Origin of the sequence: Rhodoplanes roseus (assembly GCF_003258865.1) — a bacterium.
Lineage (GTDB): Bacteria > Pseudomonadota > Alphaproteobacteria > Rhizobiales > Xanthobacteraceae > Rhodoplanes > Rhodoplanes roseus.
Map to the genome: position 1 here is coordinate 1 of NZ_NPEX01000210.1, position 4,916 is coordinate 4,916.

The following is a 4,916-nucleotide window of genomic DNA, read 5'->3' on the forward strand; positions in this document are numbered from 1 at the left end:
CCCCGTACCGATCTCCCACCGGCGTGCGTCCTCGGACCAGGCCGCGGACGTGAAGCCGTGGACATCTATCTCCCGATCGCCGATCTGCCGGTCAACGTGTTCCTCGTCTTCGCGATGGGGATCGCGGTCGGGTTCATCTCCGGCATGTTCGGCATCGGCGGCGGCTTCCTGATGACGCCGCTCCTGATCTTCATCGGCGTGTCGCCGGCCGTCGCGGTCGCCACCGTGTCGAGCCACATCGCCGCGTCGTCGTTCTCGGGCGCGCTCAACTATTGGCGACGCCGCGCCATCGATCTGGCGCTCGCCTTCATGCTGCTGATCGGCGGCCTGATCGGCACCGCCGCGGGCGTCTGGCTGTTCACGGTGCTGCGCAGCCTCGGCCAGCTCGACCTGGTGATCGCGCTCTCCTACGTGATCCTGCTCTCCTCGGTCGGCAGCCTGATGGTGGCCGAGAGCCTGCGCGCCATCATCCGGTCGCATCGCGACAAGCAGCCGCCGGCGCGCCACCCGGGCGGCCACACCTGGGTGCACGGGCTGCCGCTGAAGATCCGCTTCAAGCAGTCGCGGCTCTACGTCTCGGTGATCCCGGTGTGGATCATCGGCCTGGTGATGGGCTTCCTCGGCGCCATCATGGGCATCGGCGGCGGCTTCATCCTGGTGCCGGCGCTGATCTACATCCTGCACGTGCCGACCAGCGTGGTGATCGGCACCTCGATGGTGCTGACGCTGGTCACCATGGCGAGCGCCACCGTGATGCACTCGGCGACCAACCACCTGGTCGATGCGCTGCTCGCCCTGATCCTGATGGTCGGCGGCGTCATCGGGGCGCAGTTCGGCGCCCAGGCCGGGCAGAAGATGCGCTCCGAGCGGCTGCGGCTGATGCTCGGCCTGCTGGTGCTCGCCGTCGGCCTCCGCTTCGCCGTGAACCTGTTCGTGACGCCGGGCGAGATGTTCTCGTTCCGGCTGATGGAGGGCGACCGGTGACGCGCGCGCTCCGATCCCTGCTGGTCGTCGCCCTCGCCGCGGCGCTGCCGGCGCTCGCCGGCGGCGCGCAGGCGGCCGAGCGCCTCGTCACCTCGCTGTCGACCCACCGGGTGCTGATCAACTCGGTGTTCACGGGCGCCGAGGTGGTGCTGTTCGGTGCCGTGGAGAGCGACGGCGCCGGCCCGGCCCGGCGCGGCGGCTTCGACGTGATCGCCACCGTGGTGGGGCCGCGCCAGACCCTCAAGACGCTGCGCAAGGACCGCGCGCTGGGCATCTGGATCAATGTCGACTCGCGCACCTTCATCGACGTGCCGGCCTATCTGGCCGTGCTCGGCACCCGCCCGTTCGACCAGATTCTTCCGCAGGAGCGGCTGCGACGCCTGCAGATCGGCCTGCGGAACGTGGTTCTGCCGCAGCAGATCGGCCCCGACGTCGCCGACGTCGTCACCGACGACCCGTTCCGCCAGGCGTTCCTCCGGCTCAAGACCGAGCGCAAGCTCTATGTCGAGGAGCCGACCGCGATCACCATGCTGTCGCCGACGCTGTTCCAGGCCTCGATCCCGATCCCGGCCGAGGCGCCGGTCGGCACCTACGAGGTCGACGTGAAGCTGTTCCACGACGGCGCCCTGGTGACCCGCTCGACCTCGGCCTTCGAGATCACCAAGGTCGGCTTCGAGCGCTTCGTCGCCACCGCCGCCGTCGACGACGGCCTGATCTACGGCATCGTCACCGCCATGATGGCCCTGATGACCGGCTGGCTCGCCTCGGTGGTGTTCAGGCGGGATTGAGGGGCGGGCGGGGGGCGGCGGGAGCGACGGCCGCTCTTGCGCGAGCCGTCGTTAGGACGAGCCGCCGATAGGAGCGGTGCCGAACAGCCGACGTACACGCGACGGTGACGTTGGATGCGTCGTACACAGGTGACGAGATCACATCACGTCGTGTGATTGTGATCGTATCTGCCGAACATCACGTGCGCGAAGGAATGCAGCCACCTTTTCGCGGCCGGCGGGCCGAACGCCCGGATGGCAGCGATCGTCATCGCAATGAAGGCGAGCGCGAGTTCGATCCAGATGAGCGTCTTCACGATGTTCATTGCCAGAAGGTGTCCTGCTCCGTCCCCTGACATTGCGCTGCTCCGATTACAAATCATTAATGACCGGACGGGTTCCGCGCGCGCCGACGTTCTGCGGCTCCAGAAACCCATACTTCGGTTACGACACTGATAACCAGACCAATTGCGATCAATGTCGTCGATGTGTGAACTTCGATCGCGCTGAGAGCCCCGGAATGCGGCGGTATGACCAGGAATCCGATCAGGCCGGATACCAGGACGGTGAAATTGATCAACAAGGCGATCACGGCCAGCAAGGTATCGATCTCCCCGCGGCCCCGCAAACATATGAAGTCCACAGTGGTCGACAATGGAACGGCGGCAGCAGGGACGATCACAAAGAAGAGATCTCTGTAGTGGCCCGCACCATTGATCGTGTCGATCGCGAGCGGAAGATTCCAGAATGGGGACGAATGGCTGGCCTGGAATGTCGGAAACGATGCTATCCCGACCCCCGCAGCCCATAAAATGAAACGGATCAAACTGTAAAGTGCTAGCCACCACACCGGACCGCCCCAGCCTGCCTTGACAACCGAGGGTAGAGGCGGGGCGCCCGCGCGTCAATATCGTCCCGGTCTCGAAGGGTGCCGGACCGGGCTGCCCGAGGGTCCGGATCCTTCGAGGCTCACCCTACGGCGAGCACTTCGAGAAATGCTGACGACGCCTCGAAGCCTCGCCGCTGGAGCGGGGTGCGGCCTCGAACGTGTGCGTGCGCTCACGCGGTGCGGCGAGGGACGCTGCTCTCACACATCCAGCGTTCCCGCCGCGAAAATCTCCTCCGGGGCCGGACGGCGGTCGATGTAGCCCTGCTCGTTGGCGTAGCGGATGAAGGTTTCCAACGCGGCGCGGTTGGCCTCGAGGCCGTGCGCCCAGGGGTCGGGCCCGTAGGCGGCGCGCTCGTCCTCCAGCGTGTAGACGGCCTCGCAGGCGGTGAGGTGCTTTGGATCCGCGTGGGCGAAGCTCACCCAGCGGCGCTGCGACTCGACCACGGCGTCGGCGATGCTGCGCGCCGTCCACGGCTCGCGCTCGACCAGCCGCTTGCTCATCACGATCGTGTGGGTCATCGGCAGGAAGCCGGTGCGGCGGGAATAGGCGCGCGACTCGGCGCGGCTGTCGGGAAACAGCCGGCGGATGCGGCGGTCGCCGCGCAGCACCGCCTCGGGCAGCACCGGCGTGAACAGCGCGTCGATCTCGCCGGCGAACAGCATGTCCTCGATGTCGGACATCTCGCCCGGCTTCAGCGTCACCTGGACGTCCGGCGGAATCACGAAGCCGCCGCCCTCCTGGGCCGGCGTGATCCAATGGAAATCGGACGGCACGATGCCGTAAAAGTCCTTCAGGATGCCGCGCAGCCAGACATTGATGGTCGAGCGGTAGCGCTTGGTGCCGATGCGCTTGCCGACCAGCTCGCGCGGATCCGTGTAGGGCGCGTCGGCCCGGCAATACATGTAGGCGTGCACCGGCATGCGCAGCGGAAACACCGGTAGCGCGACGACGGGCTCGTCGCGGCAATGCGCCATCAGGTACCAGGACAGCGACATCTCGGCGACGTCGTACTGCTCGTAGACCGGGACCAGGCAGAACTCCGGGATGCTCCCGACCGTGACGGCGAGGTCGATGCCGGCCGGCTTGACGCGGCCGTCGACCAGCATGCGGGTGCGGTCGTAGTCGGCGATCGCCAGGGTCATGGGCAGCAGGCTGCCGTCCCGCCCGTCCGCCGGGCGGGGCTGGCCGGCCGCCGAAGCGGATGGCTTGGTCAAGTCGAGCATCGCGAGTCTCCAGGCTGGCGGGAATCGGGAACGGCGGACCGGAGCGTTCCGGCCCGCACCGGGTCGACGGTGGGACGAGCGACCCTGCGCATCACTGCTTCAGCCCCATCGTGGTGGCGAGCTCGCGCCACTTCACGATCTCGTCGCGGACCAGGGCAGCGAGCGCCTCGGACGTGCCGGGCGCGGCGTCCATTCCCTGCGCTGCGAGAGCGGCGACGACCTCGGGCGATTCCAGAGTCTCTTGCAGCGCGGCGTTCAGCCGGGCCACGATGCCGGGCGGCACGCCGGCCGGCATGACCACGGCCATCCACAGCGCCACGTCGTAGCCCCGCAGGCCGGCCTCCTGCAGGGTCGGGATGTCGGGCAGCGAGGCGATGCGCTGCGGCGACGTCACGGCCAAGGCGCGGAGCTGCTTGGATCTGATCTGCTCCAGCGTGGGCCCGAGCGTGCCGAACTGCAGGTCGATGCGCCCCGTGGTCGCATCGAGAACGGCCTGGGCGGAGCTGCGATAGGGGATGTGGGCGAGCTGCACGCCGGCCATCCGGGCGAACAGCTCGGCCGAAAGATGCGCAAGGCTCGCTTGCCCGGCCGTCCCGTAGCTGAGCTGGTGCGGTTTCGCCTTGGCGAGCGCGATCAGGTCGGCCACCGACTCGGCCGGCACCGACGGGTGCACGGCGAGCACATAGGGGGAGGCGCCGATCATCGAGACCATCGTGAAGTCGGTCTCGGGATTGTAGGTGAGCTTGGAGGACAGGCTGGCCGCGACCGCATGCGTGCTGTTGGTGGCGAGCCCGATCGTGTAGCCGTCCGGCGCCGCGCGGGCGACCGCCTCGGCACCGATGTTCCCGCTCGCGCCGGAGCGGTTGTCGATCACGACCTGCTGCCCGAACAGCGTCCCGAGCTTCTGGGCGACGATGCGGGCGACGAGGTCCGAGGCGCTGCCGGCCGGGAACGGCACGATGAAGCGGATCGGCCGGTCCGGCCATTTCGCCGCGCTGTCCTGGGCGAGCCGGGCCAGCGCGAGATTGTGCAGCACCCGCCGGGTCTCGCCC

At 68.2% G+C, this 4,916-nt stretch carries 6 protein-coding genes; 2 read left to right on the forward strand and 4 right to left on the reverse strand.

Going from position 1 to position 4,916, the window contains the following annotated elements; all coding sequences use genetic code 11:
* The first annotated feature begins 57 nt into the window (after window positions 1-57).
* Both CH341_RS22840 and CH341_RS22845 read left to right on the forward strand, forming a co-directional pair.
* A complete protein-coding gene (locus CH341_RS22840) occupies window positions 58-984 on the forward strand; it encodes a sulfite exporter TauE/SafE family protein (protein ID WP_111421294.1) in 927 nt (308 codons plus the stop codon).
* 17 nt (window positions 985-1,001) lie between these two features.
* Window positions 1,002-1,772 carry a TIGR02186 family protein gene (locus tag CH341_RS22845; RefSeq protein WP_425376204.1) on the forward strand — a complete coding sequence of 257 codons (771 nt, stop codon included), beginning with the start codon at window positions 1,002-1,004 and terminating at the stop codon, window positions 1,770-1,772.
* A gap of 143 nt (window positions 1,773-1,915) precedes the next feature.
* On the opposite strand, the gene CH341_RS34380 is transcribed toward CH341_RS22845, so the two are convergent.
* From CH341_RS34380 to CH341_RS22855, 4 genes are all read right to left on the reverse strand, one after another.
* A complete protein-coding gene (locus CH341_RS34380) occupies window positions 1,916-2,077 on the reverse strand; it encodes a hypothetical protein (protein WP_170149768.1) in 162 nt (53 codons plus the stop codon).
* Between the two features lie 56 nt (window positions 2,078-2,133).
* Window positions 2,134-2,577, reverse strand: coding sequence for a hypothetical protein (locus CH341_RS33845; RefSeq protein ID WP_146604585.1), 444 nt, complete (start codon window positions 2,575-2,577; stop codon window positions 2,134-2,136).
* Window positions 2,578-2,838: 261 nt separating this feature from the next.
* Window positions 2,839-3,864 carry an ABC transporter substrate-binding protein gene (locus tag CH341_RS22850; RefSeq protein ID WP_111421295.1) on the reverse strand — a complete coding sequence of 342 codons (1,026 nt, stop codon included), beginning with the start codon at window positions 3,862-3,864 and terminating at the stop codon, window positions 2,839-2,841.
* A gap of 91 nt (window positions 3,865-3,955) precedes the next feature.
* Window positions 3,956-4,916: Bug family tripartite tricarboxylate transporter substrate binding protein (locus tag CH341_RS22855; protein ID WP_210208553.1), on the reverse strand; the 961-nt coding region annotated here is incomplete at its 5' end.

Excerpts from the sequence above, each read along its gene's own strand:
- CH341_RS34380 (WP_170149768.1), bottom strand. The coding sequence starts at position 2,077 with ATGAACATCGTGAAGACGCTCATCTGGATCGAACTCGCGCTCGCCTTC.
- CH341_RS22850 (WP_111421295.1), bottom strand. The coding sequence starts at position 3,864 with ATGCTCGACTTGACCAAGCCATCCGCTTCGGCGGCCGGCCAGCCCCGC.